Annotated in this window: 27 protein-coding genes and 1 tRNA gene; 21 read left to right on the forward strand and 7 right to left on the reverse strand. The window is 48.4% G+C overall.

Annotated features, from left to right (window positions below):
* Positions 1 to 10: 10 nt before the first annotated feature.
* The 10 genes from pstC to AC6B99_RS09060 all read left to right on the forward strand — a co-directional run bounded on the left by pstC (position 11) and on the right by AC6B99_RS09060 (position 11,513).
* A complete protein-coding gene (gene pstC / locus AC6B99_RS09015; RefSeq protein ID WP_056030203.1) occupies positions 11 to 934 on the forward strand; it encodes a phosphate ABC transporter permease subunit PstC in 924 nt (307 codons plus the stop codon).
* On the forward strand, positions 931 to 1,818 hold the full coding sequence (gene pstA, locus AC6B99_RS09020; protein WP_496663219.1) for a phosphate ABC transporter permease PstA: 888 nt from the start codon (positions 931 to 933) through the stop codon (positions 1,816 to 1,818). The genes pstC and pstA overlap by 4 nt, the downstream gene beginning before the upstream one ends.
* A gap of 14 nt (positions 1,819 to 1,832) precedes the next feature.
* On the forward strand, positions 1,833 to 2,591 hold the full coding sequence (gene pstB, locus AC6B99_RS09025) for a phosphate ABC transporter ATP-binding protein PstB (RefSeq protein WP_056030197.1): 759 nt from the start codon (positions 1,833 to 1,835) through the stop codon (positions 2,589 to 2,591).
* A gap of 254 nt (positions 2,592 to 2,845) precedes the next feature.
* On the forward strand, positions 2,846 to 4,453 hold the full coding sequence (locus tag AC6B99_RS09030) for a GGDEF domain-containing protein (RefSeq protein WP_496663220.1): 1,608 nt from the start codon (positions 2,846 to 2,848) through the stop codon (positions 4,451 to 4,453).
* Positions 4,404 to 5,639 (forward strand): EAL domain-containing protein, encoded by a 1,236-nt coding sequence (locus AC6B99_RS09035; protein WP_494857973.1) that lies wholly within the window; start codon positions 4,404 to 4,406, stop codon positions 5,637 to 5,639. Before AC6B99_RS09030 ends, AC6B99_RS09035 begins: the two co-directional genes overlap by 50 nt.
* 216 nt (positions 5,640 to 5,855) lie before the next feature.
* Complete coding sequence (polA, locus tag AC6B99_RS09040; protein ID WP_056030185.1) at positions 5,856 to 8,531, forward strand: DNA polymerase I; 2,676 nt, start codon at positions 5,856 to 5,858, stop codon at positions 8,529 to 8,531.
* 48 nt (positions 8,532 to 8,579) lie between these two features.
* Positions 8,580 to 9,437: a DNA-formamidopyrimidine glycosylase gene (gene mutM, locus AC6B99_RS09045; protein WP_494878403.1), complete on the forward strand. Its 858-nt coding sequence runs from the start codon at positions 8,580 to 8,582 to the stop codon at positions 9,435 to 9,437.
* A gap of 140 nt (positions 9,438 to 9,577) precedes the next feature.
* Positions 9,578 to 10,315, forward strand: coding sequence for an MntP/YtaF family protein (locus AC6B99_RS09050; protein ID WP_056030179.1), 738 nt, complete (start codon positions 9,578 to 9,580; stop codon positions 10,313 to 10,315).
* A gap of 17 nt (positions 10,316 to 10,332) precedes the next feature.
* Positions 10,333 to 10,932, forward strand: a complete 600-nt coding sequence (coaE, locus tag AC6B99_RS09055) for a dephospho-CoA kinase (protein WP_056030176.1) — start codon at positions 10,333 to 10,335, stop codon at positions 10,930 to 10,932.
* A 38-nt stretch (positions 10,933 to 10,970) separates the two neighbouring features.
* Positions 10,971 to 11,513: a lytic transglycosylase domain-containing protein gene (locus tag AC6B99_RS09060; protein ID WP_331458039.1), complete on the forward strand. Its 543-nt coding sequence runs from the start codon at positions 10,971 to 10,973 to the stop codon at positions 11,511 to 11,513.
* 76 nt (positions 11,514 to 11,589) lie between these two features.
* Here the strand turns inward: AC6B99_RS09060 and AC6B99_RS09065 are convergent, their stop codons facing one another.
* Positions 11,590 to 11,808 carry an alpha/beta-type small acid-soluble spore protein gene (locus AC6B99_RS09065; protein WP_046230244.1) on the reverse strand — a complete coding sequence of 73 codons (219 nt, stop codon included), beginning with the start codon at positions 11,806 to 11,808 and terminating at the stop codon, positions 11,590 to 11,592.
* A gap of 110 nt (positions 11,809 to 11,918) precedes the next feature.
* On the opposite strand from AC6B99_RS09065, the gene nrdR reads away from it, so the two are divergent.
* The 6 genes from nrdR (at position 11,919) to AC6B99_RS09095 (ending at position 15,446) form a co-directional block, all read left to right on the forward strand.
* The gene (gene nrdR / locus AC6B99_RS09070) at positions 11,919 to 12,398 is read left to right on the forward strand and encodes a transcriptional regulator NrdR (protein ID WP_046230243.1); all 480 of its coding nucleotides are present in this window, start codon (positions 11,919 to 11,921) and stop codon (positions 12,396 to 12,398) included.
* Between the two features lie 176 nt (positions 12,399 to 12,574).
* On the forward strand, positions 12,575 to 13,021 hold the full coding sequence (locus AC6B99_RS09075; protein ID WP_056030170.1) for a GNAT family N-acetyltransferase: 447 nt from the start codon (positions 12,575 to 12,577) through the stop codon (positions 13,019 to 13,021).
* A 144-nt stretch (positions 13,022 to 13,165) separates the two neighbouring features.
* A complete protein-coding gene (gene hxlA, locus AC6B99_RS09080; RefSeq protein WP_056030167.1) occupies positions 13,166 to 13,798 on the forward strand; it encodes a 3-hexulose-6-phosphate synthase in 633 nt (210 codons plus the stop codon).
* A gap of 5 nt (positions 13,799 to 13,803) precedes the next feature.
* Entirely contained in the window at positions 13,804 to 14,361 is a 558-nt protein-coding gene (gene hxlB, locus AC6B99_RS09085) for a 6-phospho-3-hexuloisomerase (RefSeq protein ID WP_056030164.1), read from the forward strand.
* A 65-nt stretch (positions 14,362 to 14,426) separates the two neighbouring features.
* On the forward strand, positions 14,427 to 14,780 hold the full coding sequence (locus tag AC6B99_RS09090) for a winged helix-turn-helix transcriptional regulator (RefSeq protein ID WP_046230239.1): 354 nt from the start codon (positions 14,427 to 14,429) through the stop codon (positions 14,778 to 14,780).
* 183 nt (positions 14,781 to 14,963) lie between these two features.
* Positions 14,964 to 15,446, forward strand: a complete 483-nt coding sequence (locus AC6B99_RS09095) for a DUF4261 domain-containing protein (RefSeq protein ID WP_496663221.1) — start codon at positions 14,964 to 14,966, stop codon at positions 15,444 to 15,446.
* Between the two features lie 83 nt (positions 15,447 to 15,529).
* Here AC6B99_RS09095 and AC6B99_RS09100 read toward each other — a convergent pair whose 3' ends face one another.
* Positions 15,530 to 16,498, reverse strand: a complete 969-nt coding sequence (locus AC6B99_RS09100) for an aldo/keto reductase (protein ID WP_496663222.1) — start codon at positions 16,496 to 16,498, stop codon at positions 15,530 to 15,532.
* A 169-nt stretch (positions 16,499 to 16,667) separates the two neighbouring features.
* On the opposite strand from AC6B99_RS09100, the gene AC6B99_RS09105 reads away from it, so the two are divergent.
* Complete coding sequence (locus AC6B99_RS09105; RefSeq protein WP_496663223.1) at positions 16,668 to 17,339, forward strand: TetR/AcrR family transcriptional regulator; 672 nt, start codon at positions 16,668 to 16,670, stop codon at positions 17,337 to 17,339.
* Positions 17,340 to 17,518: 179 nt separating this feature from the next.
* On the opposite strand, the gene AC6B99_RS09110 is transcribed toward AC6B99_RS09105, so the two are convergent.
* The 3 genes from AC6B99_RS09110 to AC6B99_RS09120 are packed head-to-tail and all read right to left on the reverse strand — an operon-like array spanning position 17,519 to position 19,467.
* Positions 17,519 to 18,202: a hypothetical protein gene (locus tag AC6B99_RS09110; RefSeq protein ID WP_056030154.1), complete on the reverse strand. Its 684-nt coding sequence runs from the start codon at positions 18,200 to 18,202 to the stop codon at positions 17,519 to 17,521.
* Between the two features lies 1 nt (position 18,203).
* Positions 18,204 to 19,073 carry an ATP-binding cassette domain-containing protein gene (locus AC6B99_RS09115; RefSeq protein WP_056030152.1) on the reverse strand — a complete coding sequence of 290 codons (870 nt, stop codon included), beginning with the start codon at positions 19,071 to 19,073 and terminating at the stop codon, positions 18,204 to 18,206.
* A 7-nt stretch (positions 19,074 to 19,080) separates the two neighbouring features.
* Positions 19,081 to 19,467 carry a GntR family transcriptional regulator gene (locus tag AC6B99_RS09120; protein WP_056030147.1) on the reverse strand — a complete coding sequence of 129 codons (387 nt, stop codon included), beginning with the start codon at positions 19,465 to 19,467 and terminating at the stop codon, positions 19,081 to 19,083.
* A gap of 235 nt (positions 19,468 to 19,702) precedes the next feature.
* Between AC6B99_RS09120 and AC6B99_RS09125 the strand changes: the two genes are divergently transcribed.
* Together AC6B99_RS09125 and AC6B99_RS09130 are read left to right on the forward strand one after the other, a co-directional pair.
* A complete protein-coding gene (locus AC6B99_RS09125) occupies positions 19,703 to 20,407 on the forward strand; it encodes an ABC transporter ATP-binding protein (protein ID WP_056030144.1) in 705 nt (234 codons plus the stop codon).
* A 2-nt stretch (positions 20,408 to 20,409) separates the two neighbouring features.
* Positions 20,410 to 22,731, forward strand: a complete 2,322-nt coding sequence (locus AC6B99_RS09130) for an ABC transporter permease (protein WP_496663224.1) — start codon at positions 20,410 to 20,412, stop codon at positions 22,729 to 22,731.
* Between the two features lie 93 nt (positions 22,732 to 22,824).
* On the opposite strand, the gene AC6B99_RS09135 is transcribed toward AC6B99_RS09130, so the two are convergent.
* Positions 22,825 to 22,968: a hypothetical protein gene (locus AC6B99_RS09135; protein WP_155972772.1), complete on the reverse strand. Its 144-nt coding sequence runs from the start codon at positions 22,966 to 22,968 to the stop codon at positions 22,825 to 22,827.
* A 77-nt stretch (positions 22,969 to 23,045) separates the two neighbouring features.
* Positions 23,046 to 23,116: transfer RNA gene (locus tag AC6B99_RS09140), tRNA-Ala, on the reverse strand.
* A 228-nt stretch (positions 23,117 to 23,344) separates the two neighbouring features.
* Here AC6B99_RS09140 and AC6B99_RS09145 point away from each other — a divergent pair.
* Together AC6B99_RS09145 and AC6B99_RS09150 are read left to right on the forward strand one after the other, a co-directional pair.
* On the forward strand, positions 23,345 to 24,529 hold the full coding sequence (locus AC6B99_RS09145; RefSeq protein ID WP_496663225.1) for an NAD(P)/FAD-dependent oxidoreductase: 1,185 nt from the start codon (positions 23,345 to 23,347) through the stop codon (positions 24,527 to 24,529).
* Positions 24,530 to 24,648: 119 nt separating this feature from the next.
* The gene (locus AC6B99_RS09150) at positions 24,649 to 25,074 is read left to right on the forward strand and encodes a DMT family transporter (protein WP_494857986.1); all 426 of its coding nucleotides are present in this window, start codon (positions 24,649 to 24,651) and stop codon (positions 25,072 to 25,074) included.
* Positions 25,075 to 25,111 lie beyond the last annotated feature (37 nt).

The raw sequence follows: 25,111 nt of genomic DNA on the forward strand, positions 1-25,111 counted from the left end.
GGAGATTATTATGGCGCAGACGATACCGAAAAAAACGGCGGGCAATGGCCGTACCGCGGGCAATAACCATTTTGTTGAAGAATGGGTCGGTAAAGTATATACAACCTTATGTGTTCTGTTTTTGGTTGCGACGATTATTGCCATGGTGTATTTTGTCGCTTCCCGCGGACTAAGCACCTTTTTTAAAGATCATGTAAACGTATTTGAGCTGTTAGGCGGTTTAAAATGGAGTCCGGAAGGATCTCCCCCATCCTTCGGCGCATTCCCGTTCATCTTCGGCTCCTTCAGCACGTCGCTGCTTGCCGCGCTGCTTGCTGCGCCACTTAGCATTTGCGCATCGATCTTTATGATTGAAATTACGCCGAAATTCGGACGTAAATTTTTGCAGCCGGTTATTGAGCTGCTGGCGGGCATTCCATCCGTTGTATACGGTTTTATCGGTCTTAGCGTCATCGTGCCTTTATTCCGTGATATTTTTCCTGGACAAGGTTTAGGTGTAGCTGCGGGCGCCCTTGTATTGTCCATTATGATTTTGCCAACGATGACGACGGTTGCGACAGATGCTTTAGCATCTTTGCCTGCCGGGCTTAAGGAAGGCTCGTACGCACTCGGTGCCACACGCTGGCAAACGATTTATCGCGTCGTTATTCCGACCACGCTTCCCGCGCTCATGACGGGTGTCGTGCTCGGTATTGCCCGGGCATTCGGCGAGGCGCTGGCTGTACAGATGGTTATCGGCAACGCGCCTTTTGTGCCGCGCTCCCTGTTTGAGTCGGCTTCGACGCTGACAAGCGCTATAACGCTCAGCATGGGCAACACTGCTGCCGGCTCAACGCATAACAATGCTTTGTGGTCGCTTGCGATGATTTTGATGCTCATGACATTCGTGTTCGTATTTATCGTACGCTGGCTGGAAGGCAGGTCTAAACTATGAAACCAAAAACAGTAGATAAAATTGCCACAGCCGTCATTATTTGCGTAGCTGCATTCATCGTGCTGCTGCTGATCGGCTTGCTCGGCTTCATTCTTGTGCGCGGGCTAGGCCATATTAGCTTCAGCTTCCTGACCTCGGCTCCTGAATCGTTCAGGGAGGGCGGAGGCATTGGGCCGCAGCTGTTCAACTCCTTGTTCCTGCTCGTGCTTACGATGATCATCACCGTTCCGATTGGGATTGGCGCAGGCATCTATATGAGTGAATATGCGAAGCCGAGCAAGCTGACTGATTTTATCCGGCTTGTCGTTGAGGTACTATCTTCGTTTCCTTCCATTATTGTAGGTTTGTTCGGCTTACTTATGCTTGTCAATTATTTCGGTCTTGGTTTTTCCTTGCTTGCGGGTGCGCTTGCGCTGACCGTATTCAACCTGCCACTCATGGTGCGGATTACGGAGCAGGGCCTCAAAAGCGTGCCAAGAGAGCAGAAGGAAGCGAGTCTGGCTCTGGGCTTGACGAAGTGGAAGACGATAACGTCCACCATGCTGCCCATCGCTTTGCCGATTATTGTATCGGGCACGATATTGGCTGCGGGCCGTGTATTCGGCGAGGCGGCGGCATTGCTCTTTACGGCAGGAATGAGCTCGCCTAAACTCGATTTTTCGGATTGGAACCCATTTAGTCCGGTATCTCCGCTTAACCCTTTGCGTCCGGCTGAAACGCTTGCGGTTCATATTTGGAAAATCAATTCTGAGGGGCTAGCTCCCGATGCTGCGGAAATTGCTGCTGGAGCTTCGGCTGTACTGGTCATCACGGTGCTGCTGTTTAATTTGCTCGCACGCTGGCTCGGCCGCTTCATGTACCGCAAGTTTACCGCTACGAAATAGGAGGATGGCAGCATATGGCTGAAAATGGCATATCCGTACGCGATTTAAGCGTTTATTATGGCAGCAATAAGGCTGTTAAAAATGTATCGATCGATTTTGAAAATAAACAGGTTACAGCGCTCATCGGGCCGTCCGGCTGCGGGAAATCGACGTTTTTGCGGACGCTGAACCGGATGAACGATTTGATTCCGAATGCCAAAATGACCGGTGAGATTTGGATTGGCGATGAGGATATCAACAATCCGAAAACCGATGTGGTGCTGCTGCGCAGACGCATCGGCATGGTATGGCAGCGGCCGAACCCTTTTCACAAGTCGATTTATGAAAATATTGCTTTTGGCCCGCGTTACCATGGCATCAAAAATAAAAGTGAGCTCGATGAGCTGGTGGAGGAATCGCTCCGCAAAGCGGCGCTTTGGGAAGAGACGAAGGACCGCTTGCATACGTCGGCGCTTAGGTTGTCTGGCGGACAGCAGCAGCGGCTGTGTATTGCCCGCTCCATTGCGGTTAAGCCGGACATTATTTTGATGGATGAGCCTGCTTCGGCGCTCGATCCTATTTCGACCTCTAAAGTAGAGGAACTGATCACGGAGCTGAAGCAGGACTACTGCATCGTGATTGTCACGCACAATATGCATCAAGCGGCGCGGATTTCGGCCAAAACGGCGTTTTTCCTGTCCGGCGAGCTGGTGGAATTCGAAAATACAGAGAAAATGTTTACGAATCCCAGCAAAAAAGAAACGAGCGACTATATTTCCGGTCGTTTCGGGTGATCCCCTTGCGCGCATGCTTCCAGCATAGCCATAAGGAAACCCTGTATGCCCCAGCAACAACTTCTGCCTGCTAAGCAAGCCGGTATGGAGTTGTTTTTTTATATGCTAAAAAGTAGGTATAGCACTCAAGCCTGCTTGCGGCAGCTAGGGCAAAAGTCTTGTGCTTTACAGATAGTTTACATGAATATGTTACTCTGCTCACATTTGGCTGGTAATGTAGAAGCAGAACAACCAAGACTAAAGGGAGACCTGGCATGGACGAGATGGCAATTGGTCTGATCCATATAGAACTGCTCCAAGTGATGAGAGAAAGCTGGCGGCTTGGGGGGATTGGCGTCATATATATACGGCTTACGGAGGAACGAGCCTTGCCCGAAACATGGCTCCTGACATGGGAGCGGAGGCTGAAGCCGTTCAAGCTGATCTGGAAGCGCAGCTTTGGACAGGAGTATTACATTATGCTCGGCTGCAATGGCTCGAGGCTTGGAGCTGAGCAGGCGATGAATGACAGCGCAGCGGAGCTGTATACGCTCGCAAGCCGGGAGCTGAGCGTTATTATAGGCCATGTAATCGCATATCCGCCTGCGGGGCAGAGCCATGAAGCGGCTGAGCAAGCCGCATGGAAAGCGCTTAGGGAAGCTTGGCGGCGAGCGGAAATGAGCAGCATGCGGGTTTCAAGCAAGCAGGCAGTGGAAGCGGCCAAGAGCCCGGGTCCAGATAGGCAGCTGGAAACAACGGCGGCATTGGCGCTTGAAGAAAGGCAAAGTCGGCAGGAGATAGCGGTTGCGCTTGAACCGGAAGAAGCGGCGATCGCTTATTATACGGCCCCAGGCATGAGCATTGGCGAGCAGGCAGCGCCGTTTCCCGTCTTTTCAGCGCAGGCGCGCGTGACGGAAATTGCCGATTTTTTCAATATGAACGGCAAGGAGCAATGCGTGATTCTGCAGGAGGAGGGACGCCCCGTCGGCCTGCTGATGAAGCAAAAGCTGCATGAGCTGTTAGCTGGGAAATATGGGCTGCCGCTTTATTCCACTCGTCCTGTTGAGAAAATTATGAATGCATCGCCATTAATCGTGGATGCGGACATGCCGATTGAGCATGTATCTCAGCTGGCGATGGCGCGGGATATTTCCCATTTGTATGATGTCGTTATTATTACGGCGCGAGGCCAGCTGCTTGGCGCAACGACGGTTCGCGATATTTTGGAGCGCATTACGACGCTGCGGATGGAGGCGGCAAGATCGGCCAACCCGCTGACGGGTCTGCCCGGCAATGAGGGCATCCAGCTGGAGCTGGCTCGCAGAAGCAGTGGCGACAAGCCGTTCGCCGTTATTTATGCGGACTTGGATTATTTCAAATGGTTTAATGATTGCTTTGGGTTTAGCCAAGGCGATGCGCTCATTCGTTTTTTGGCGGATACGCTAGTTGGCATCAAGGAAGAATATGGGCTGGCAAGCGACTTTATCGGGCATATTGGCGGTGATGATTTCATTATGGTGACGGAAGCCTCTTATGCTGAAAAAATGTGCAGCAGGTTGATTGAACGTTTTGACGGCGGGGTAAAAAGGTATTACGGTGGAGTGGAGGTCAGCATGGTGGAGGACCGTCACGGCAACACAGTGGAGCAGGAGGGGGTTACTTTGTCCCTATCTTTAATGCTTGCTTCCGGCGGGACGGCGCCAAGCCACATATCCACTTTAACAGCGAAGCTCAAGAAACGTGCCAAGATGCAGAAAGGCAGTGTGTATGTCATGGAAGATATGACCTCCTGCACACAAGAACGCAATGCTACAGAGGGGATCGAAGTGAGACGTGGGACATCATCAAGCGATAGTGCAGCGAAGCAACCTTATAGTGGATGAAAAGCCGGAAAATATTGGCGTTATCTATTTATCCTGGCACAGTAAACAGTCGGCAGGAACCTTTGAGCAGCTGCCCCCCTCATTTATGAAGAGATGGAAGCTATACATAGAGTTAATGATTTATGCGAACCCGGAGACAGCTGTCCATGTACGGGACAAGTTTTGGATGGGCGAAGATTTGTATATTGTAATGGCTTTGCCGGATTTGCAGCAGCAGGAGCTGCAGGGAAATTTGCTGCAAGCCGCAGGCAAATGGCAGGAGGAAGCCGAGCGGGGGTTCAGTGGCGCCGAGCTTGGAGCCATGCCGGATATGCGCCTGCATGCAGGCGTAGGTTTGGTAGAGCGCGGCGATACCGGAAGCCCAGTCTCCCGCCTGTATGAAGCTTCTAAGCGAGCGCTATTATATGGGCAGCAGAAGGAAGCTTTAACACGCGCCATGCGGCTTCAATATTTGAACGGCCTAATTCGCGGCAAGCTGCTCATTCCGGTCTATCAGCCGATTATGTCGCTACAGGAAATCGGCAGCGAGCGGGCAGCATTCGGATATGAGGCACTCACCCGATTTCCTAAAAATAAATGGTTTTCCAGTCCGCTCGACTTGTTTGCCTTCGCAGAAGAGTCGGGAGAGGTTGCACGGCTGGATCAGACGGCGCGCGAGCAGGCAGTGGAGGGCATCACCGGCCTTCAGCCGCATCAGAAGCTGTTTCTAAATATGACGGCGCAATTGCTAAATGAAGGAAGCTTTTACCCCGACAGGCTCGCCAAAATGATGGAGCAGCGAGGCTTGTCGCCCCATCATATCGTCTTTGAAATTACGGAGCGTTCGGCTATTCAGGATTATGGCTCCGTGCTTGCTACACTTGCGCAGTATCGCCGTCAAGGCTTTCAAATCGCAATCGACGATGTAGGCGCAGGATATTCGTCGCTGCAGGCTATTATTGAGCTGAAGCCGGATTATATAAAAGTAGACCGCTCCCTCATTATGGGCATTCATGAGCACGAGATGAAGGAGCATATTGTGCATACGCTTGTCCAGCTGGCCGACAAAATGGCGATTGGCATTATCGCCGAAGGCATTGAGCATCAAGAGGAGCTGGACAAAGTAAAGGCAATGGGCGTGCATTATGCCCAAGGCTATTTGCTAGGGCGCCCGGGCGAGATTGCCGGTCTGGTCCAGCGGCGATAGCCGGGATGAGAAAAGCTGTTTCTGAGCGATCCATATGGAGCTTGGAGAGAGCTTTTTTTCGCGAAATGGGCCATGTATGAAGTGGACGGCAGCCTTGCTAATGCTAGCTGCGGAAGCGGGTTTTCAGGAATGTTGGCTGCCCAGCGCGAGAAGGAAGCAAAGGCATTTGCAGTTATGGTATGATAACCATTAGAACCGATAAATGAGGTGTCAATAATGGATAAATGGATGTTGTTAGATGGCAATAGTATTGCGTACCGGGCATTTTTTGCAATGCCTCCGCTTACGAATTCGGCTGGTTTACATACGAATGCGATATATGGCTTTACAACGATGCTGCTTAAGCTGCTGGAAGACGAGAAGCCGACGCATGTGCTCGTTGCATTTGATGCAGGGAAGGCAACCTTTCGCCATGAAGGATATGCAGAATATAAAGGCGGACGGGAAAAAACGCCACCGGAGCTGTCGGAACAGTTTCCGGTGCTCAAGGAGCTGCTGCAGGCTTTTCAAATTGCGCAGTTTGAGCTGAACGGGTTTGAAGCGGACGATATTATTGGCACGCTCACCCGGCTTGCGGACGAGCAGAAGGTCGAGACGCTTGTCGTCACGGGCGACAAGGATATGCTCCAGCTCGTATCGGAGCATGTGACCGTAGCGCTGACGCGCAAAGGGGTGAGCGAGCAGGAGCGATATTCTCCGGCTGAAATTAAGGAGAAATACGGACTGACGCCGAATCAAATCATTGATTTAAAAGGGCTGATGGGCGATGCCTCCGACAATATTCCGGGCATTCCGGGTGTTGGCGAGAAAACAGCGCTCAAGATGCTGCATGAATTCGGCACGGTTGAAGAAGTGCTGGCGAATACAGCGAGCTTGAAGGGCAAGATGAAGGAAAAGGTCGAGCAGCATAAAGAGGATGCGGTGATGAGCAAGAAGCTCGCGACGATTCACCGCGAGGTGCCGCTTGCGCCGGAGCAGGAGCCGGAGGCGATTCGCTACAGCGGCTTTAATGGGCCCGCGCTTGCGGATGTGCTGCGCCGGCTGGAATTCCGATCCGTTCAGGAACGGCTCGGACTGAGCGGCGAAGGAAGCGGTTCAGCAGGCGAAGCGGCCGAGCTGAACCTGATTGCGATAGAGTCGGCTGCGGATGCGCCGAAGCTCGATGAGCTGATGAAGGCGCTTGAAGCAGATGACAGCGGCTTCGGTCTATATGTGGAAGCGATAGGCGAAAATCCGCATCAGGCTGAGCTGGTCGGGCTGGCGCTGGCAAACGCCGAAGCGGCATATGCGCTGCCTTTCGCCGCGCTGAAGGAAGCTTTCGCAGAGCCGCTGCGGAGCTGGCTCGCTGATCCTAGCAAGAAGAAGGTCGGCTTTGATACGCATAAAGTGGAGCTGGCTTTGAAGTGGGCGGGCATCACGCTGAGCGGCGTGAGCTTTGATGTCCAGTTGGCTGCTTATGTGATTGATCCGACGGAATCGAGCCTTTTGCTCTCCGGCATTACCCATCGCTACGAACAGCCAGCTGTGCCTAGCGATGAGTCGGTATACGGCAAAGGAGCGAAGCTTAAAGTACCAGCTGCGGCCGTGCTGTATCAGCATCTGGCAACGAAAGCCGATGCGGTGCGCAGAGTGGCGCCTTTGCAGCGCGACGAGCTGAAGGAAACAGGCATGCTCAGCTTGTATGAAGAGCTGGAGCTGCCGCTCTCCGTTATATTGGCGGGGATGGAGCATCAGGGCATCAGCGTCGAGAAGGCGGAGCTGGAGATGCTTGGCAGCGAATTGGAGCGTCAGCTTACGACGCTGGTGACGGAAATTTACAAGCAGGCGGGTATGGAATTTAATTTGAATTCGCCGAAGCAATTGGGCGAGGTGCTGTTCGAGAAGCTGGGCTTGCCCGCGAGGAAAAAGACGAAAACGGGCTACTCGACAGATGCCGAGGTACTCGAGGAGCTGGCGCCATACAGTGAAATTGTTCCGCTGATTTTGCATTACCGGACGCTGGCGAAGCTGCAATCCACCTATGTGGAAGGGCTGCTCAAGGAGATTCGCGAGCAGACAGGCAAAATCCATACGTATTTCCGCCAGACGATAGCGGCAACAGGCCGTCTGAGCAGCCAATTCCCGAATTTGCAAAACATTCCGATCCGTCTGGAAGAGGGCCGCAAAATCCGCAAAGCATTCGTTCCGTCCGAGCCTGGCTGGACCATTCTAGCAGCAGACTATTCGCAAATTGAGCTGCGCGTGCTCGCCCATATTTCCGGCGATGAGAATATGAAGGAAGCGTTCATTCAGGACATGGACATTCATACAAAAACGGCGATGGACGTATTTGGCGTAACCGAGGATCAGGTGGATTCCAATATGCGCCGCTCGGCGAAGGCGGTCAATTTCGGCATTGTGTATGGCATCAGCGACTTTGGGCTGTCCAACAACCTGAACATTACGCGAAATGAAGCCGGTCGGTTTATTGAGCAATATCTCGGCGTCTTCAAAGGCGTGAAGTCGTTTATGGATCGGATTAAAGTCGAGGCGGCGAAGCAAGGCTATGTGACGACTTTGCTCGATCGCAGGCGGTATTTGCCGGATATTAATCATTCGAATTTCAATAAACGCTCTTTCGCAGAGCGCACCGCAATGAATTCGCCGATCCAAGGCACAGCAGCGGACATTATTAAGCTGGCGATGGTGCATATGAATAAGAAGCTGCACGAGCTGAAGCTCAAAAGCCGCATGCTGCTCCAAGTACACGATGAATTGGTATTTGAGGTGCCAGAGGATGAGCTGGAACAGATGAAGAAACTTCTTCCTGAAGTGATGGAATCCGCCATCAAGCTCGATGTTCCGCTTAAGGCGGACGTCAGTTTTGGAGCGAACTGGTATGAAGCGAAATAACCCGCTGGGAGCGGAAATCAGGTATAATAGAAGTTGAGGTGAGATGCAATGCCGGAACTTCCAGAGGTAGAAACGGTTAGACGAACATTAATTGAGCTTGTTGCAGGAAAAAAGATTAAATCGGTTACGGTGCGGCTGCCCCGCATTATTCAGCGTCCGGCTGTGCCGGAGCAATTTGAGGATGCGCTCGTCGGCATGACAATCGAGACGGTCGAGCGGCGCGGAAAGTTTTTGCGTATCGTCATGGACGGGCTTGTGCTCGTATCGCATTTGCGCATGGAAGGCCGCTATGGATTATTTCAAAGCGATGAGCCCATCGAGCTTCATACGCATGTCCTGTTCCATTTTGAGGATGGAACGGATTTAAGATATAAAGATGTCAGGCAGTTTGGCACGATGCACTTGTTCACGCCGGGCACGGAGTTTGAGCTGCCGCCGCTGAATAAGCTGGGCCTTGAGCCGCTTGAGCCTGCATTTACTCGCGATGTGTTGCATGCCAAGCTGGCAAGGCGCTCTACGAAAATCAAGCCGCTGCTGCTCAATCAGGAATATGTGGTCGGGTTGGGTAATATTTATGTAGATGAGGCGCTGTTTCAAGCGGGTATCCATCCTGAGCGGAGCGCCAGCTCGCTTACTGCCGGAGAATGGGATAAGCTGCATGCAGCGATCTGTTCGACGCTTGGCAAAGCGGTGGAAGCGGGCGGCTCATCGATCAAATCCTATGTAAATGGGCAAGGCGAGATGGGCATGTTCCAGCATCAGCTGCTCGTTTATGGCCGAAAGGACGAGCCGTGCCCGGTTTGCGGAGAAGCCATTGAAAAGTTTGTTGTTGGAGGCAGAGGCACGCATATTTGCCCTAGCTGCCAGAAGGCGCCGGAGCAAGCAGGCGAGCAAAGCGCCGGCTAATCGCGATAACTAAAGCCAAGCCCTCCATGATGTAGTCATTCACCCTAGGCATGCATCTGCATATGCTGTTGTGAAGAACAATAGGCAGATGCCCTGTAGGGTGAAATCGGGGCACCTGCGTATGCAGGGAGTGACGAGGGTTGGCTTTGCATCTGGTTTCGTTGATCGTGCTCGCTTTTGCTGTGAGCGTGGACGGCTTCGGTGTTGGCATTACGTATGGTTTGCGCCGCATTCGCATCCCGTTGCTGTCCGTGCTGATTATCGCGTGCTGTTCAGGCCTGATCATTTTATTGTCTATGAAGCTAGGCAGCGTTATCGCCAATTATTTGTCGCCAGGCTCGGCAAGCTTGATTGGCGCCATCGTGCTGATGGGTATTGGCTGTTGGGCGCTGCTTCAGCTGCGGCGAAATCGCCATGAAAGCAAGAAGGTGGATGTGGAAAATGCGTCTGCCGCTTCTGGTGCTAGCGGCCCGGTTTCAGAGGATCGTTCCGATCTGGCGGCAGTAGAAACAAACGCTGCGGAGGCAAGCCATCCGGTGCTCGTTGTGATTGTTGAGCTGAAACGCATTGGGCTTGTCATTCAGATTTTACGGACACCGCAGGCTGCTGACGTTGATAAGTCGGGCACGATTTCCGCCTCCGAGGCGATTATGCTCGGCGTAGCGCTATCGCTCGATGCTTTCGGCGCAGGAATCGGGGCCGCGATGATTGGTTTGCCTGCTTTGCTGACAGCGATTGTGATTGCTGCGGCTAGCGCCCTATTTTTGCTAGGGGGCATCAGCTTCGGCTTTCGCTTCTCGCATTGGAAGGGCATGCAGGCGCTGGCGGTACTGCCAGGCATTTTGCTTATTATGATTGGAATATCAAAGCTGCTGTAAAGATGAGGTGGAAGGGCATGAGGATCGGATTAACCGGCGGCATTGCTACTGGAAAAAGCACCGTTGCCCACCTATTAGTGGAGCTTGGAGCGCTGCTGGTGGATGCCGATCAGGTAGCAAGGGAAGTTGTTTTGCCAGGGGAGCCCGCTCTAGCGGCGGTCGCCTCTGCGTTTGGACAAGCTGTGTTACATAAAGACGGTACACTTGATCGGGCAGCGCTCGGCCAAATCGTATTTAATAATAAAGCGCAGCTGGGGCAGCTTGAGGCGATTTTGCATCCGGCTATTCGGTCTACGATGCAGCAGCGAATGGCTGACTATGAACGGCAGCATCCAGGCAAGCTGGTCGTTGCTGATATTCCGCTGCTGTATGAGACGGAGCAGGACCATTTATATGAAGGCGTGCTTGTTGTGTATGTGCCAGAGCATATCCAGTTGGAGCGCCTGATGGCGCGCAACAACGTAGATGAGCAGGAAGCAAGGCGGCGCATGGGGCTGCAACTGAGCATGGAAGAGAAGAAGCGCAGAGCTAATTGGGTCATCGACAACAGTGGAACGCTGACGCAGACGAGGGAGCAGGTTCAGGCGTTTTGGCAGAGCATGGGTCATACATGCTGAGGGCCAAGAGAAGAAAGGTCGCTCGTAGAAGGCTGTTTTTGCTATTATTTATTATCATAGTTGTCATTATTGTCGCTCAGCCCGCATGGATGCTCAAGAAGCTCTATCCTATTGATTATAAGGCCGATATTCGGGCAAGTGCCATTAGCTATCAGGTTGATCCCCATCTGGTGGCGGCCATTATTAAAGCGGAGACGAATTTCCAGACGGGCAAAGTTTCGAAGAAAGGTGCGCTCGGACTGATGCAAATTATGCCGACCACCGCCAAATGGATTGTCGAGAAGGCAGGCTTCGAGCAGGTGACAGAGGAGACGCTGCGCAATCGTGCTGATGTGAGCATCGAGCTGGGGGTATGGTATCTGGCTTCACTGCACAAACAATTTGATGAAAATAATATCGTTGTCATTGCTGCCTACAATGCAGGACCAGGTAAAGTCCGGCAATGGCTCGATTCGGGGGAATGGGACGGCACGTTCGAAGAAGCCGCTAAAATTCCATATAAAGAAACACGCGATTATGTACAAAAGGTCGTGAAGTATTATAATAAGTACAAAGACTTGTACCCGGAACTTGAGCCGTAAACAGGAAGAAGCTTTGGCTGCTCGTCACTTCAGGACTTAAGCAGCCAAAGCTGTCTGTTATTACAAGAGCTATTTATTAATGGGAGCCCCCTGCAAGGGATTGCTCAGCGATTTGTACCAGACGGCGGGTAATGTACCCTCCGATGGAACCAGCGTCCTTTGTAGCCATGTTACCGTAGTAACCGTCTTGTGGAATCGCGATTCCAAGCTCTTGAGCAACCTCGAATTTCATTTGGTCGAGTGCTGCTGTCGCTTGTGGTACAACCAGTTGGTTGCTGCTGCGGTTTGCGCTCATGTGTGTTCACCTCCTCGCGGTTGGTAAAAGTATTATGTGCGAAAATCCGAACTTCATTACAGGGATTGTTTGGTAATTTTTAGGGATAGCTTAGAAGGGAGGAAAAGAGAATGAAGTGTCCATATTGCGACTACTCCGGAACGAAGGTGCTGGATTCGCGTCCCGCTAACGAGAACAAGTCCATTCGCCGCCGCCGGGAATGTGAGAAATGCAAAAGCCGCTTCACGACGTTCGAGATGATTGAGGAAACGCCGCTCGTTGTCATCAAGAAGGATGGCAGCCGTGAAGAGTTCAGCCGTGATAAAATTTTGCGTGGTTTAATCCGTGCTTGCGAGAAGCGCCCCGTGCCCGCTGAAAGGCTGGAGGTTGTCGTTTCTGAGGTAGAGAAGGAGCTGCGCACAACTGCACACGCCGAGGTGGAGAGCCGTGTCATTGGCGAACTGGTGATGGGACAGCTGTATCCAGTAGATGAAGTAGCTTATGTCCGTTTTGCTTCTGTTTATCGGCAGTTCAAGGACATCGATATGTTCATGAAGGAGCTTAGCAGTCTGCTGTCGAAGGACAGCTCACCCAATGGAATGAAGGATTAAATCTAATGCTGCTTCCGAAGCAGCGGTATGAATAGATTGGAGAAAACAGCGCCGCTCCAGGCGTTGTTTTTTTGTTTTTTTGTTTTTTTGCGTTAGAACGCCTTAAACAATAGTGAGTTGAATATTAAAACAGTTAAGTGTATAATTATTCATTGTTGAAAGGGAGGTTTTTTTATATGTCATTCAAAATTAGGCTGGCGGAAAAGAAGGATATCGGCAGCTTGACCGAATTAATGCACGACTATATCGTAGGCTTCTATCAAAATCCTTGGCCGGGCACACCAGAAATTCATCAATTAATTGAGCAGCTGCTGGAAAAGCAGGGCGGTATCCAGTTTGTCGTAGAGAAGGAGCAGCAGCTGATTGGCTTTGCTACTTTATATTTTACGATTAGTACAATGAAGACAGCGCGGATTACGCTAATGAATGACTTTTTTCTGCTGGAGCCGTATCGGGATACGGAAGTGGAGGAAGCGCTATTTTTGACATGCAGAACGTACACACAGGAGCAAGGCTTTGCTCATATGTTCTGGATAACAGCTCCGCAAAATAAGCGGGCCCAACAATTTTTCGCTAAAATGGATGCGGTTCAAGGCAGCTGGGTGAACTATACAATTGTCTAGAAAGCCTGATAAACCGCAATAGTATCCTTCAAGTAACTACACCACTTTCAAGTGCGTACTTCCTCAAATGTCGGAAAGGGGCTAGACTAAAACCTGTAGCAAGGTTAACAATTTCCAACATTTGATAAAGGAGTGTGCGTATACATGGAATTGCAATTGGCGCTTGATTTGGTGAACATTGAGGAAGCAAAGGTTTTGGTCAAAGAGGTTGAGTCGTTTATCGACATCGTTGAAATCGGAACACCTATCGTTATCAACGAGGGTCTGCATGCGGTAAAAGCGATTAAAGAAGCTTTCCCTAACCTCAAAGTGCTGGCCGATCTGAAAATTATGGACGCTGGCGGCTATGAAGTGATGAAGGCTTCCGAAGCGGGTGCGGACATTATTACCGTTCTTGGTGTTTCCGACGACTCCACCATTAGGGGCGCGGTTGAAGAAGCTCGCAAGCAGGGCAACAAAATTATGGTCGATATGATTAATGTGAAAAATATTGAAGCCCGTGCAGCAGAAATTGATGCGCTTGGGGTAGACTATATTTGTGTCCATTCCGGCTATGATCACCAGGCAGAAGGCAAAAACTCCTTCGAAGAGCTGGCAGCGATCAAGCGTGTTGTAAAACAAGCTAAAACCGCAATCGCAGGCGGCATCAAAATCGATACGCTGCAAGAGGTTATTTCGGCAAAGCCTGATCTGGTTATCGTAGGCGGCGGAATTACGGGTGTTGAAAATAAATCCGCAACTGCATCGCAAATGCAGCAGTGGATCAAACAGGCCTAAAGCTGATGCGTATTAGTCAGCTTGCAGGAGAAATCGTACAGGAGCTGGAGCGGCTGACGCAGCTCATTCCGGATGAAGCCGCAGGCGAGCTGGCTGATGCGATTATGCGCGCGCCGCGTGTTTTCGTCTCAGGCGCTGGACGCTCAGGCCTGATGGGCAAAGCTTTTGCAATGCGGCTCGTGCATATGGGCTTTGACGCTTATGTGGCTGGCGAGACGGTGACGCGTGCACTCGGCAAAGACGATGTACTTGTGTTGGGTTCGGGCTCAGGCGGGACGAGCAGCCTCATTGCGATGGCACAAAAGGCGGAGGCGCTCGGCGGCAAGCTGGCTGTCATTACGACGAATCCAGAGTCGGCGCTTGGACGTGCGGCGCATATCGTCGTAACGCTGCAAGCTGCGGCGAAGGAAGAGCAGGATGGGGCCAAGCAGACCGTGCAGCCGATGGCTTCTCTTTTTGAACAAGGCCTTCTAATTTTCTATGATGCGGTTATTCTTAGCTTGATGGAGAAGAAAGGGCTTAGCGGCAACACCATGTACAGCAATCACGCGAATCTGGAGTAGCAGGTGGCGCGCAGCATAGCTGGAAGCTGCTTCATCATGTATACTGGGAAGGAGGGGGAATGGATATGGCTCAGGAATTAAAGGAACGTATTAATTTACGTGAAATCAACTGCGAGAAGGAGCTTACGCTGGCCGTCATTGGGGGCAAGTGGAAGCTGATCATATTGTGGCATCTTGGTCTTGAAGGAACGAAACGTTTCAGTGAGCTGAAGAAAATGATTCCCCATATCACCCAGAAAATGCTGACGAATCAGCTCCGCGAGCTGGAGGAGGATTTGCTGGTTGAGCGCAAAGTGTATGCGGAGGTTCCGCCGCGAGTGGAATATACGTTAACGGCTTACGGCGAAAGCCTGATGCCTGTGCTGCGCATGATGTACGATTGGGGCAAAAACTACGGCGAGGAAGTCGTATGGAAATAGCGGCAATAGCAACTTGATAGCTAAGGAAGGCTGGGGTGAGGGGCAGAGGATGCTTCTGGCTTCGGCCTTTTTTTTTGATTTGAAATCGGAACCTATAATTGGTGAAGTTGTTCATGGCTGTGTTTCCTATTAAAATAAAATGATATCGAGCATTTATATTTGAATATAAGGAGAGGCTGATGGTTGACTACACATGTGGATGAGCAGTTTGAAGATCTAAGCCCGGAAGAGCAACAAGTTCTTGAAGAGGAGAGCGATAAGCTGGTTGAGCCGAACGTCTATTTGGATATGTTGGAGCAAGGTAATTTGTTGTACGGTGCGATGAATTTTCGCTTCTATAATGTAGGGTTAACAGCTAGCGAGCGCGAGGAATGGTTAATGGATACACTAGGGCTTGCAGCAATCGGCATTCCGGATGTGCAGTGCCACTTTTATGATTTAGACCCTAACGAGGTAGCCCAAAATTTTGGGAATATCGCCTATTATTTATTTGAAAATGGGGATGTTATCAACGATGGAGAGACGGTCGGCGGAACCGAGGACATACGCTGGCGCTGTGAGCATCAATATGCTCTTGCCGCACCACGACGCGTCGTCCTCGACCTTGATCCGGGAGAGCCTTATTATGCCGGTATGCAAGGGGGAAGCAACGACAGAAAAGACTGATGCAGCAGCTTGTACAAGACGCCAGCCGTTAAGGCTGGCGTCTTTGCGTTTATTCCATTTTCAATATGATGAGCCTGTCATGCTTAATAACGGCTGCCGAAGGTGCTGCCGACAGGAGCAAGCTCATTCAAGCTGGATAGCTCTTCAGATGTTAAGCGGATGGATAATGCCTCTACATTTTGCTGCAAATATTTCACGCGCTTTGTGCCCGGAATCGGAACGATATCGCTACCTTGCGCGGTTACCCAAGCTAGTGCGATTTGGGCGGGAGTCACTCCTTTTTGCTGGGCGAGCAGCTGTATCCCATGGACGATATTTTTATTTTGTTCGAATGCCTCATCAGAAAACCGGGGATTATACATCCGCCAGTCGCTTTGTGCCAGTTGGCTTCGACTTGAGAGAGTGCCAGTCAAAAATCCTCTTCCAAGCGGACTGTAGGGGACAAAACCGACGCCTAATTCTCTGCAAGCATTCAATATACCAAGCTCAGGCTCTCTGGACCATAAGGAATATTCCGTTTGAACGGCTGTAATGGGAAAGACAGCGTGAGCATCGGCCAATTGTAGAGAGGTTACTTCTGACAGGCCCAAATAGCGGACTTTTCCTTCTTTCACGAGCTCAGCCATGGCACCAACCGTCTCTGTGATCGGAACATTAGGATCTGCCCTATGCAAGTAATACAGATCGATGTAGTCTGTGCCTAAGCGATGCAAACTAGCCTCACAGGCTTGCTTCACATACTGCGGCGTTCCATTGTAGCCTAGATGCTGTGTTTTATTGCGTATGGAGCCAAATTTCGTTGCAATCTGCACGGCTTGACGATGTGTCCTTAACCCTTTACCAACCAACTTTTCATTTGCACCGATGCCGTCCTCGTCATAACCGTAAATATCCGCCGTATCAAAAAACGTAATGCCTAACTCCAGAGCGTGACTTAGCGTGCTTAAAGACTCTGGCTCATCCGTTGCCCCATAAAATTCGGACATTCCCATACATCCTAATCCCAAACGGGATACTTGCAGTCCTTGACTACCCAATGCCAAAGTTTCCATCGTGTTCAAGCCTCCTTTTTGTTTCTACATTTCTTGAAGATAACAATAGCATGTGAAAAGCTAAAAAGTAAACTAAATAATCTAAAAAAGTTCAATTAGTACACATTGTTCAAATTTTTGTGGGATTGGGTTATAATTCGAGGTATGAAGAATTAGGAGGCTTTACCCCATGGATACGAAATCCCCTTCATTGGAGAAGAGAAATAAAACGATCCAAAAGCTAATTATGAAGATTATACCCGTGCTGCAAAAAAACGGATTTTCCTCGCTGAAGATGGATGATGCAGCTAAATATATGGATATCAGCAAGGCGACCATGTATAAATATTTTGCTTCCAAGGATGAGATCATTGAAGCGGTTGTAGGTCGCTACGTGGCATATATTTCGGACATGGTGCAGGACTGGACCTTGACCGATCATTTGTCCTATGTCAAATCCTTTGATAAAGTGTTCCAGCAGTCTTTGCTTATAGCGGCTTACTTGTCTGATATTTTCTTGCAGGAGTTAAGCAGCCTGTATCCACACTTATATGACAGGCTTTCAAATGAGGTTGAGCTGCGCAATGAACAGGTGAGGGAGTTTTTTGACAGGGGGATGGAAAATGATGTGTTTCAGCGTCTGAATTCCGTTATTCTCCTTATTCAAATGGACACGATGCTTAGGAAAATGATTGATCCCAAGCTGCTGATGCTCCATCATTTATCGCTGAAGCAGGCATTATCCGATTATTACAAAGTGATGAGACACCAAATCATAAAATCTGAATTCGTAAACTTAGAAAATAGTTCGGAGATGGATTTGTTTTTGAATCAGATGGTTCAAAAGCTGTCGAGGCAATAGGGGAGTGGCGCTCCGTGCGCGTGGAATAAACCCCGGGGGTTCGCTCCAAGGCATTCCATATAAAAGAAATGCCACCAACGTTGTATGATGACGTTGGTGGCGTTTCTTTTATATGCAGTCTAGGGAGGGGATATGCCTCTTCAATGTCTCTTCTAATTCGAAGCGGGACTTGTTATGATTCAGTGCGTTCTTCCCCTCGTAAAAAGCCAGCCGCCTGCCACGAAAGTGAGGAAAAGAATAAGATTAAATCCAACGCCCGCCAATAACGAGCCATTGAATAATAGGGCTTTGAAAAAAGAGACGACATGAACGCGCAGCGATGGAATCGACGTTCCAACCGGGATCGCCGCAGCGATCAGAGCCCATAGCAGCCAGCCGGTAAAGCGGTAGTAACCGGAGATCAGCATACTTAGCAGCGCCATCGCCATCAAATAAAAAACGGTTTGGTAGAGAAAAGAACCTGCCAAGCCAAAATCATCCCAATGAAATGCTTCTATAAGACCAACCGTGCTCTCGTGATCCTGGAGCACATTTACTTCAACATGAGTCCACAAAGAATTAAGCAAAGCGAGCACTGCTGCCCAGACAGCAAAGACGAATTGAAGTCCCCAAAAATATTGCTTTCGGCTTGCTCCTAATTGTACGATGCGTTTGTAATAACTGAGTGGCAGCACGATAGCCAAAAGAAGCAAAATGAGAATCAGCATGTTGCCAGCCGAAAGGATAGTACCTCCACTATTGTTAACAAGAAGGTTAACAATAAACTCCGCCAGTCTGCCAAGCACAGTTAAAATAATGATAAACCAGATGTAAATCCTCATTTGCAAATAGGTTGCCTTTAGATGAACGGTCAATGCCCCCACTTTAGTGACCTCCTTCGATCAAATACGAGAAAAACCTTTGAAGCGACATATTTTCAATCGAAATGTCCATCATGAGGGCCTGCTGCATGTCCTTATCGTTCAACGGTTCATAAATAGCGGCAAGTGTGCCGTGGCCATAGGATTCCGTATACAGTACGCGTTTCCCGGCTGTGAACGATTTCACTGCTTCCGAATTTCCCCGAATAGAAAAAGCCGCCATTCGTATTTGATCCAAATCATCATGAAGCAGAATGGAGCCATCTTCAATGATATAAACTTTTTCTGCGACAGGGACGATTTCGTCAATTAAATGCGTAGACAGTAAAATCGTTCGAGGGTAATTTGCGTAATCTTCCATTAACTCTTTGTAAAACTTTTCACGCATCAAAAAATCAAGTCCGAGCACTGGCTCGTCGAATAATGTCAATGGTGCCCGGCTGGCCAGACCAATGGTGTTTCCTACGAGTGAACCCGCGCCTCTTGATAGCTGTCTGATTTTTTTGTCCGGATCAAGCCGAAACGTTTGGAGCAGCTTATGAGCTAATGTCCAATTCCAATTGGGATGAAAACTCGCAGCAAACTGCAAAATTTCGATCACTCGCGCTCCTCCGAAGCGTTTGTTATTCTCCGGTACGAAACAGAAATCTTTCGGAAGTTCTCCCCTGCCCAGCTTTTTTCCTCTTACCTCAATTGTGCCGTCATTCGGCAGGATTCCGCCTGCGATTAAGTTAAGCAAAGTCGATTTGCCAGCGCCGTTTCGCCCGAGCAAGCCATAAATGACGTTCTCTTCCAGCTGTAGATCCAGATTCCGTAAGGCGTAAGTTCGACCGTATTTTTTAATTAATTTGTCGCAACTCAATACGATGCTCACGATGCGTTCAATCCTTTCTCAACTGCTTGATCATGTCTACGATATCGCCGGTTGTCAGCTCGAGTTTGTCGGCTTCGATCAGCAGATTGGACAACATCTCCTTATAGAAACGCTCTCTTCGCCGATTCTGAATCTTCTGTCTCGCATCCGTTGAGACATACATGCCAAGCCCTCTTTTTTTGTACAAAACACCTTCATTTACGAGCAGGCTAATCCCCTTGACTACGGTCGCTGGATTAATTTGAAACAGCTGAGAAAACTGAGCCACGGAAAGAATTTGCTCGTCAACTCGAAAGGTTCCGTTCAGAATATCGTCTTCAATTATATCAGCTACCTGTTGATATATTGGTTGCTTATCGTCGAAAGTGACGTTCATTGCCTCACCACTCAGCATCGTAGTTTGTTTCCCATCTAGTAGCAAACCATATCTTATGTACAAACAATTGTCAACAAACAAACGCAGGAGAAAACAACGGGCAACTTTTTTTACAACAGCTCCGGTTATTGACAGTTATCCAATCCGGTATTATAGTATACTACATTAGTAACATACCAATATACCTAGGGCCTGACCTGGCCAATAGAGTATTTGGAAAGTATAATCCAATACGATATGGGGAGCTGTAAAAATGGGAGCTTTAATCGAATTCAAAAAGGTAACGAAAGAATACAAAATAGGCGAAGTGCCTATCAAGGCTCTTAATGGTGTTGACTTTTCCATAAATGCGGGTGAATTTGTCGTTGTTCTTGGTGCTAGCGGCGCCGGTAAAAGCACGATTCTGAATATCCTTGGCGGTATGGATAACGCTACTTCAGGTCAAGTGTTTGTTGGCAATGAAGAAATTACAAGGTTGAGCGAAAGAAAATTAACTGAATATCGCGGTGAAAATGTTGGCTTTGTATTTCAATTTTATAATTTGATTCCGAATTTAAATGCGCTGGAGAATGTTGAATTTGCCACGGAAGTATGTCAAAACCATCTCGATGCCAAAGACATTTTATATAAGGTTGGACTAAGGGACCGCATACGAAATTTTCCTTCCCAGCTCTCTGGCGGGGAACAGCAGCGCGTTGCGATAGCGAGAGCGGTCGCTAAAAATCCGTTGCTTCTACTCTGTGATGAACCGACTGGAGCTTTGGATTACGTTACAGGGAAGGCCGTCTTAAAACTGCTTCAAGATTTGAACAAGGAAACGAAGAAATGTGTTGTGTTGGTCACACATAACACGGCGATTGCTCCAATGGCGGATAAAATCATTCAGGTGAAAAGCGGAAGGATCGAAAGCATTACGGTGAATCATAACAAACAAAGCGTTGAAGGGATCGAGTGGTAAGGATGAAGTTATTTAAAAAGTCATTAAGGGACATCAAACAATCGATCGGGCAATTTTTCGCCTTTGTGTTGGTAATTGCAGTGGGCGCTTTTTTCTATGCGGGACTGATCACGTTAAGCGATAATCTTAATCATTACACGAAGGCTTATTTTAAAGAGCATAATTTAAGCGACCTGAATGTCTATTACAACCACATTACAAGTCAGGACTTGGCGGAATTAAGCAAAATCCAAGGTATAAACAAAATCGAAGGACGGTACAGCTTCAATGCGACGCAAGCTTTTGAAAATACGAAAGCGACCTTAAAGGTCCATTCTATCCCTGTAAACAATAAAATCAATACACCTTTGATGATTGAGGGCAGGATTCCGTCGCATAACAATGAAATCTTGCTAGATTCCCATTATGCTAAAGAGCATCAGTACCGAATCGGAGAGCAGCTAAATTTAAATGTGAAGGACAAAAATGTGATATTCACCATTAGCGGCTTGGGCGAGAACGTGGAATATGCCAAAAAGAACGAAATCCAAGATCATAAAGCAAATGGATTTGCGTATGTGGCTGAAGCGGGAATACTACGACTCACAGACAGCTTGTACTATAATGAGATCTTGGTTGATGCTGAAGAAGGCTTCAACATTGACCGGTTGGGTCAAGCCATTGAAGCAAAATCCAAGTCTCTCTCCTATGTCGAACATATGAGTAAAGAGCGATCATTCAATTATTCTCAACTCCAACAAACGATCAAAAACAATCAATTGATGAGCAGTGTTATTCCGTTGGTTCTCTTTATAATTGAAGCGATTATCCTATTCCTCACTATGTCGCGAATTATTGATTCTCAACGAAACCAAGTAGGTATCATGAAGGCATTAGGTATAAAAAACAGAAACATCATGCTTCATTATATGGGATACCCGATACTGGTAGGGATCATAGGCTCCATTCTTGGTTGCGTCATTGCCGCTAATGTATTTATTCCATTAGTAAGGGCGTCAAATGCAAATTCCTACTCGCTGCCTGACATTACATTCTCGCTTTCCTTCTTCTCTGTAATTCCACCTATCCTGTTTTCGAGTGCATTTGGAATGCTGGCCAGTTATTTGAGCAGCAAAGCCATACTTCGAGAATGTGCAGCCCAGGCAATGCGCCCAAAACCGCCCCAAAAAATGAAGGAGCTGCTCATCGAACGAATTCCGAGGATTTGGGGTCGTATTCCCTACAGCTACAAGCTCATTTTAAGAAATATATTTTTAAATAAACAAAAAGCGTTAGCGAGCTCCATTGGTGTAGTGGTGAGCACGGTTTTATTGATTACTGCTTTCGGTACTCAAACTTCCTTGCAAAAGGTAGCTGACCAGGTTGCTGAGGTGAATACCTATGATTTAAAAGTCGATTTCAAGAAAGGAGCAGCCCTGGATACTTTGCAACTGCCCTCCAGCGTTAAAAGCAGTTATGGTCTATCCACCTTTCCAGTAAAATTCATAAAGGGCGATGATAACGAAAATGCTACGTTAGTGGTAACGGAAAAAGAAAACAATCTCATTACTTTCTTCGATGAAGATGACAATCGAATCGCTTTGGAAGACAATGGTGTGCTGGTACCCAAATCGTATGCCGACCACTATAAGATTGCGGAAGGCGATACCATTCAACTCAAGCTCACCGAGTCAGCGTTTGCCAATAAAACAGTCGATATGAAGGTTGTAAAAATAACCAACCAGTATGCAAATCCTTCCTTTTATTGCACGACAGCTTATCTCGAGAGCCTTGGCATCGCCTACAAGCCAACCTCGCTATTAGTGGAAACCAGCTCCACGAGCCTTACAAGCATTCGCCAATTTTTTGAACAAACTCAGCATGTAGATGCATTTGAAGATAAAAATGATCTTAAGAAATCGGCTGAATTTATTTTGAAGCAAAATAGTTTTATGTTTATCATGTTTATCATTAGTGCCGTCGTTCTTTCTTTTGGCGCCATTTATACGATATCTTCCATAAACATTTATGAACGAAACCGTGAGATGGCCACCCTAAAGGTATTAGGCTATCCCAAGCATAAAATAAACCGGTTAATTTTCTTTGAAAACATCATCCTCACCGCCTTTGCGGTACTTGTAGCGTTACCAATCAGTGGCTATATGTATGACCTCGTTGTCATGGGGCTTTCCAGCACTCATCAGCAAATCCCGGATCAAATAAGTTTGTTCGTCATGCTGAAATCTGTTATTCTTGCATTCGGGCTCACGATTTTTTCGAGCTTGCTGCTTCGAAGAAAAGTGTCACGAATCAATATGATTGAATCCTTGAAAAGTATCGAATAGTGCAGCGGGTGCGCTGTTAGCATTCCATACAAAAAAACGCCACCGCGATAAGTGGTGACGTTTTTTGTATGGAGCCTATGGGATTGGTTTCGTCTACATCGTAAATCCATCATGGGATGTCCTAATCTTTGTTGCGGTCATCCATTTAACGCAGTGCGAAATTACTACGGCCAATGCTGCAAGTCCCCTAATGCCGTCCAAATAGAACAGCTTTTTTTCGGCTGTCTCTTTATTCATTTTTTTCCCTTCTTTCATGAATAGAACAAAATAAACGCAAAAAAAACGGCATTTCTGCCGTTTGTGTTTAAGATATATGGAGCTACGCGGAATCGAACCGCGGACTGATCGCTGCCAGCGACCTATTTTCCCCCTAAACTATAGCCCCGTTTGCAATTTTGACCCCATTACTGCCAGCATAACATGCTACCAGCTGAGCTAAGGCCCCGAGTGACACTTTTATTATTATACATAGAACAGTCACTCCGCGCAAGGTAGTTGGAAATAAAAATATAGCAAAAAAGCCCAGACCTACAAAACGGATCTGTGTCACAAAAAAAACTCTCTTGTCGTTATACATGCAAATAAGCAAACGAACATAAAGGGAGTGGTTGTAATGGAAACGTTGACCTGTGTCGTCATTGGAGCGGGATATGCGGGTATTCATGCGATGAAGGAGTTACGCAAAAATTTAATTAACATTAAAAGAAGCCAGTCTATCCGATTCGTATTAATTGACAAAAATAGCTATCACTTGCGTAAGGTTATCCTATTTAAGCCAGCGGTAACAGACGAAAATATTTGTATACCACTTGCCCAAATGTTTCCTGAAGGTGTTGAGCTTGTTGAGGCAACGGTTACTGAAATTAAGAAGGCAGAGAAACAACTGCTGCTGCGGAATGCAAATGGGGAGGAGCAGCAGCTAAGCTACGATGTGCTTGTAGTAGCTATTGGCAGTATCATCCGCCAGCTCGACGAGGAAAAAGGCGGATTTCCGCTTACTACGCTGGAACATGCGGTGAACATTCGGACAGCATGGCGTGCTAATTTACAGCGGGCCGCAATTGAAGCCAATCCGGCCGAACGAGAGCGCCTTATGACGATTGCTGTAGCGGGAGCTGGCATAAGCGGCATTGAAACGGCCGCTGAATTAGCCCATTATGTGCGGGCAGATGCGGAGCAGCTGGGATTAAATCCGCATCAAGTACACATTCGCTTGTTTAATGCACACGAAAGATTATTTTTGAATGGACCAGGCAAAGTGGCCTCGAAACTGGAGCAGCTGTTAACGAATAACGGAGTAGCAGTCGTTCATGGAAGCCGAGTGCTGTCAGCGGCAGGCGGGCGCTTGCTTTCGGCCAGTGGAGAAGAACTGCCTGTTGGCTTATGCGTTTGGACATTAGGCCTTATGCCAAACCCAGTTTTAAGACAGCTGGGCTTGCCGACAACAGAGGACGGGTTTGTAAACATTGATGCAAGCTATCGGGTTAAGGCTGCCAGCGGCATATACAGCATAGGAGATTGTGCGAAAGTAATCGATCCGGATACGGGCCGTTCAGATGGGATGACCTGCAAGGAGGCTATTCCGCAAGCGGTAAGGCTTGGCAAAGTGATAGCAGCTGATCTTGAAGGAAGAACTGCTCCTCGGCATACCGGCTATATGGATAGCTTCAGCATCGGACTAGGGCCGGAAAAAGGATTAACATGGGTGCACAAATGGGGAATGGATATCATGATTACTGGTAAAATGGCGTATCGAATTAAACAATTTACATGGAATATAGCCAGCTCCATTAAGTAAGTCAAGCACATGTATCCTTTCATAAAGCTGCTCTTTTTCTTGCTCAGGACATATGTCCTTTCCAATATGCGGTGTTCTGCCGTTTAATTAAGGAAACGAAGAGGACGGGGAGAGCACTCATGAAAGGGATCTTGTTTGCAATATTAGGAGGGGCATGTATTACGCTGCAGGGAATAGCCAATACCCGAATAAGCGGAAGCATCGGAACGTGGCAGGCCGCAACACTTACCCAATTTACTGGCTTTATCGTGGCTTTTATTATTTTGATGAGCGTAGGTGCCGGAAAATGGCGGGAATTTCAGCAGGTGAAGCCTATCTATTTGGCAGGCGGCTCTTTTGCAGCTATTATTATTTTCAGCAATGTAACAGCTATTCAACAGATCGGCGTCACGCTCATGGTATCGATGCTGCTGATTGCCCAGCTCGGCATGACGGTTATAATAGAGACGAATGGCTTTTTCGGCTTGAAGAAGCAAAGGATAACGGTGTCGCAATTGATTGGCATTGGCATGATGATTAGCGGCGTGTTTTTATTAAAGGGCTGATGCCGAAGGCGAACTAAGCCATGAAAGAAGTGGGGAA

The sequence above is a fragment of the Paenibacillus liaoningensis genome, assembly GCF_059609455.1.

Coding starts and splice junctions, on each gene's coding strand:
- polA (WP_056030185.1), top strand. CDS start 5,856: ATGGATAAATGGATGTTGTTAGATGGCAATAGTATTGCGTACCGGGCA.
- hxlB (WP_056030164.1), top strand. CDS start 13,804: ATGCGTATTAGTCAGCTTGCAGGAGAAATCGTACAGGAGCTGGAGCGG.
- AC6B99_RS09145 (WP_496663225.1), top strand. CDS start 23,345: ATGGAAACGTTGACCTGTGTCGTCATTGGAGCGGGATATGCGGGTATT.
- pstC (WP_056030203.1), top strand. CDS start 11: ATGGCGCAGACGATACCGAAAAAAACGGCGGGCAATGGCCGTACCGCG.
- AC6B99_RS09120 (WP_056030147.1), bottom strand. CDS start 19,467: ATGCTGAGTGGTGAGGCAATGAACGTCACTTTCGACGATAAGCAACCA.
- AC6B99_RS09125 (WP_056030144.1), top strand. CDS start 19,703: ATGGGAGCTTTAATCGAATTCAAAAAGGTAACGAAAGAATACAAAATA.
- AC6B99_RS09150 (WP_494857986.1), top strand. CDS start 24,649: ATGAAAGGGATCTTGTTTGCAATATTAGGAGGGGCATGTATTACGCTG.
- AC6B99_RS09075 (WP_056030170.1), top strand. CDS start 12,575: ATGTCATTCAAAATTAGGCTGGCGGAAAAGAAGGATATCGGCAGCTTG.
- hxlA (WP_056030167.1), top strand. CDS start 13,166: ATGGAATTGCAATTGGCGCTTGATTTGGTGAACATTGAGGAAGCAAAG.
- pstA (WP_496663219.1), top strand. CDS start 931: ATGAAACCAAAAACAGTAGATAAAATTGCCACAGCCGTCATTATTTGC.
- coaE (WP_056030176.1), top strand. CDS start 10,333: ATGAGGATCGGATTAACCGGCGGCATTGCTACTGGAAAAAGCACCGTT.
- mutM (WP_494878403.1), top strand. CDS start 8,580: ATGCCGGAACTTCCAGAGGTAGAAACGGTTAGACGAACATTAATTGAG.
- pstB (WP_056030197.1), top strand. CDS start 1,833: ATGGCTGAAAATGGCATATCCGTACGCGATTTAAGCGTTTATTATGGC.
- nrdR (WP_046230243.1), top strand. CDS start 11,919: ATGAAGTGTCCATATTGCGACTACTCCGGAACGAAGGTGCTGGATTCG.
- AC6B99_RS09100 (WP_496663222.1), bottom strand. CDS start 16,498: ATGGAAACTTTGGCATTGGGTAGTCAAGGACTGCAAGTATCCCGTTTG.
- AC6B99_RS09135 (WP_155972772.1), bottom strand. CDS start 22,968: ATGAATAAAGAGACAGCCGAAAAAAAGCTGTTCTATTTGGACGGCATT.
- AC6B99_RS09065 (WP_046230244.1), bottom strand. CDS start 11,808: ATGAGCGCAAACCGCAGCAGCAACCAACTGGTTGTACCACAAGCGACA.
- AC6B99_RS09130 (WP_496663224.1), top strand. CDS start 20,410: ATGAAGTTATTTAAAAAGTCATTAAGGGACATCAAACAATCGATCGGG.
- AC6B99_RS09105 (WP_496663223.1), top strand. CDS start 16,668: ATGGATACGAAATCCCCTTCATTGGAGAAGAGAAATAAAACGATCCAA.
- AC6B99_RS09090 (WP_046230239.1), top strand. CDS start 14,427: ATGGCTCAGGAATTAAAGGAACGTATTAATTTACGTGAAATCAACTGC.
- AC6B99_RS09030 (WP_496663220.1), top strand. CDS start 2,846: ATGGACGAGATGGCAATTGGTCTGATCCATATAGAACTGCTCCAAGTG.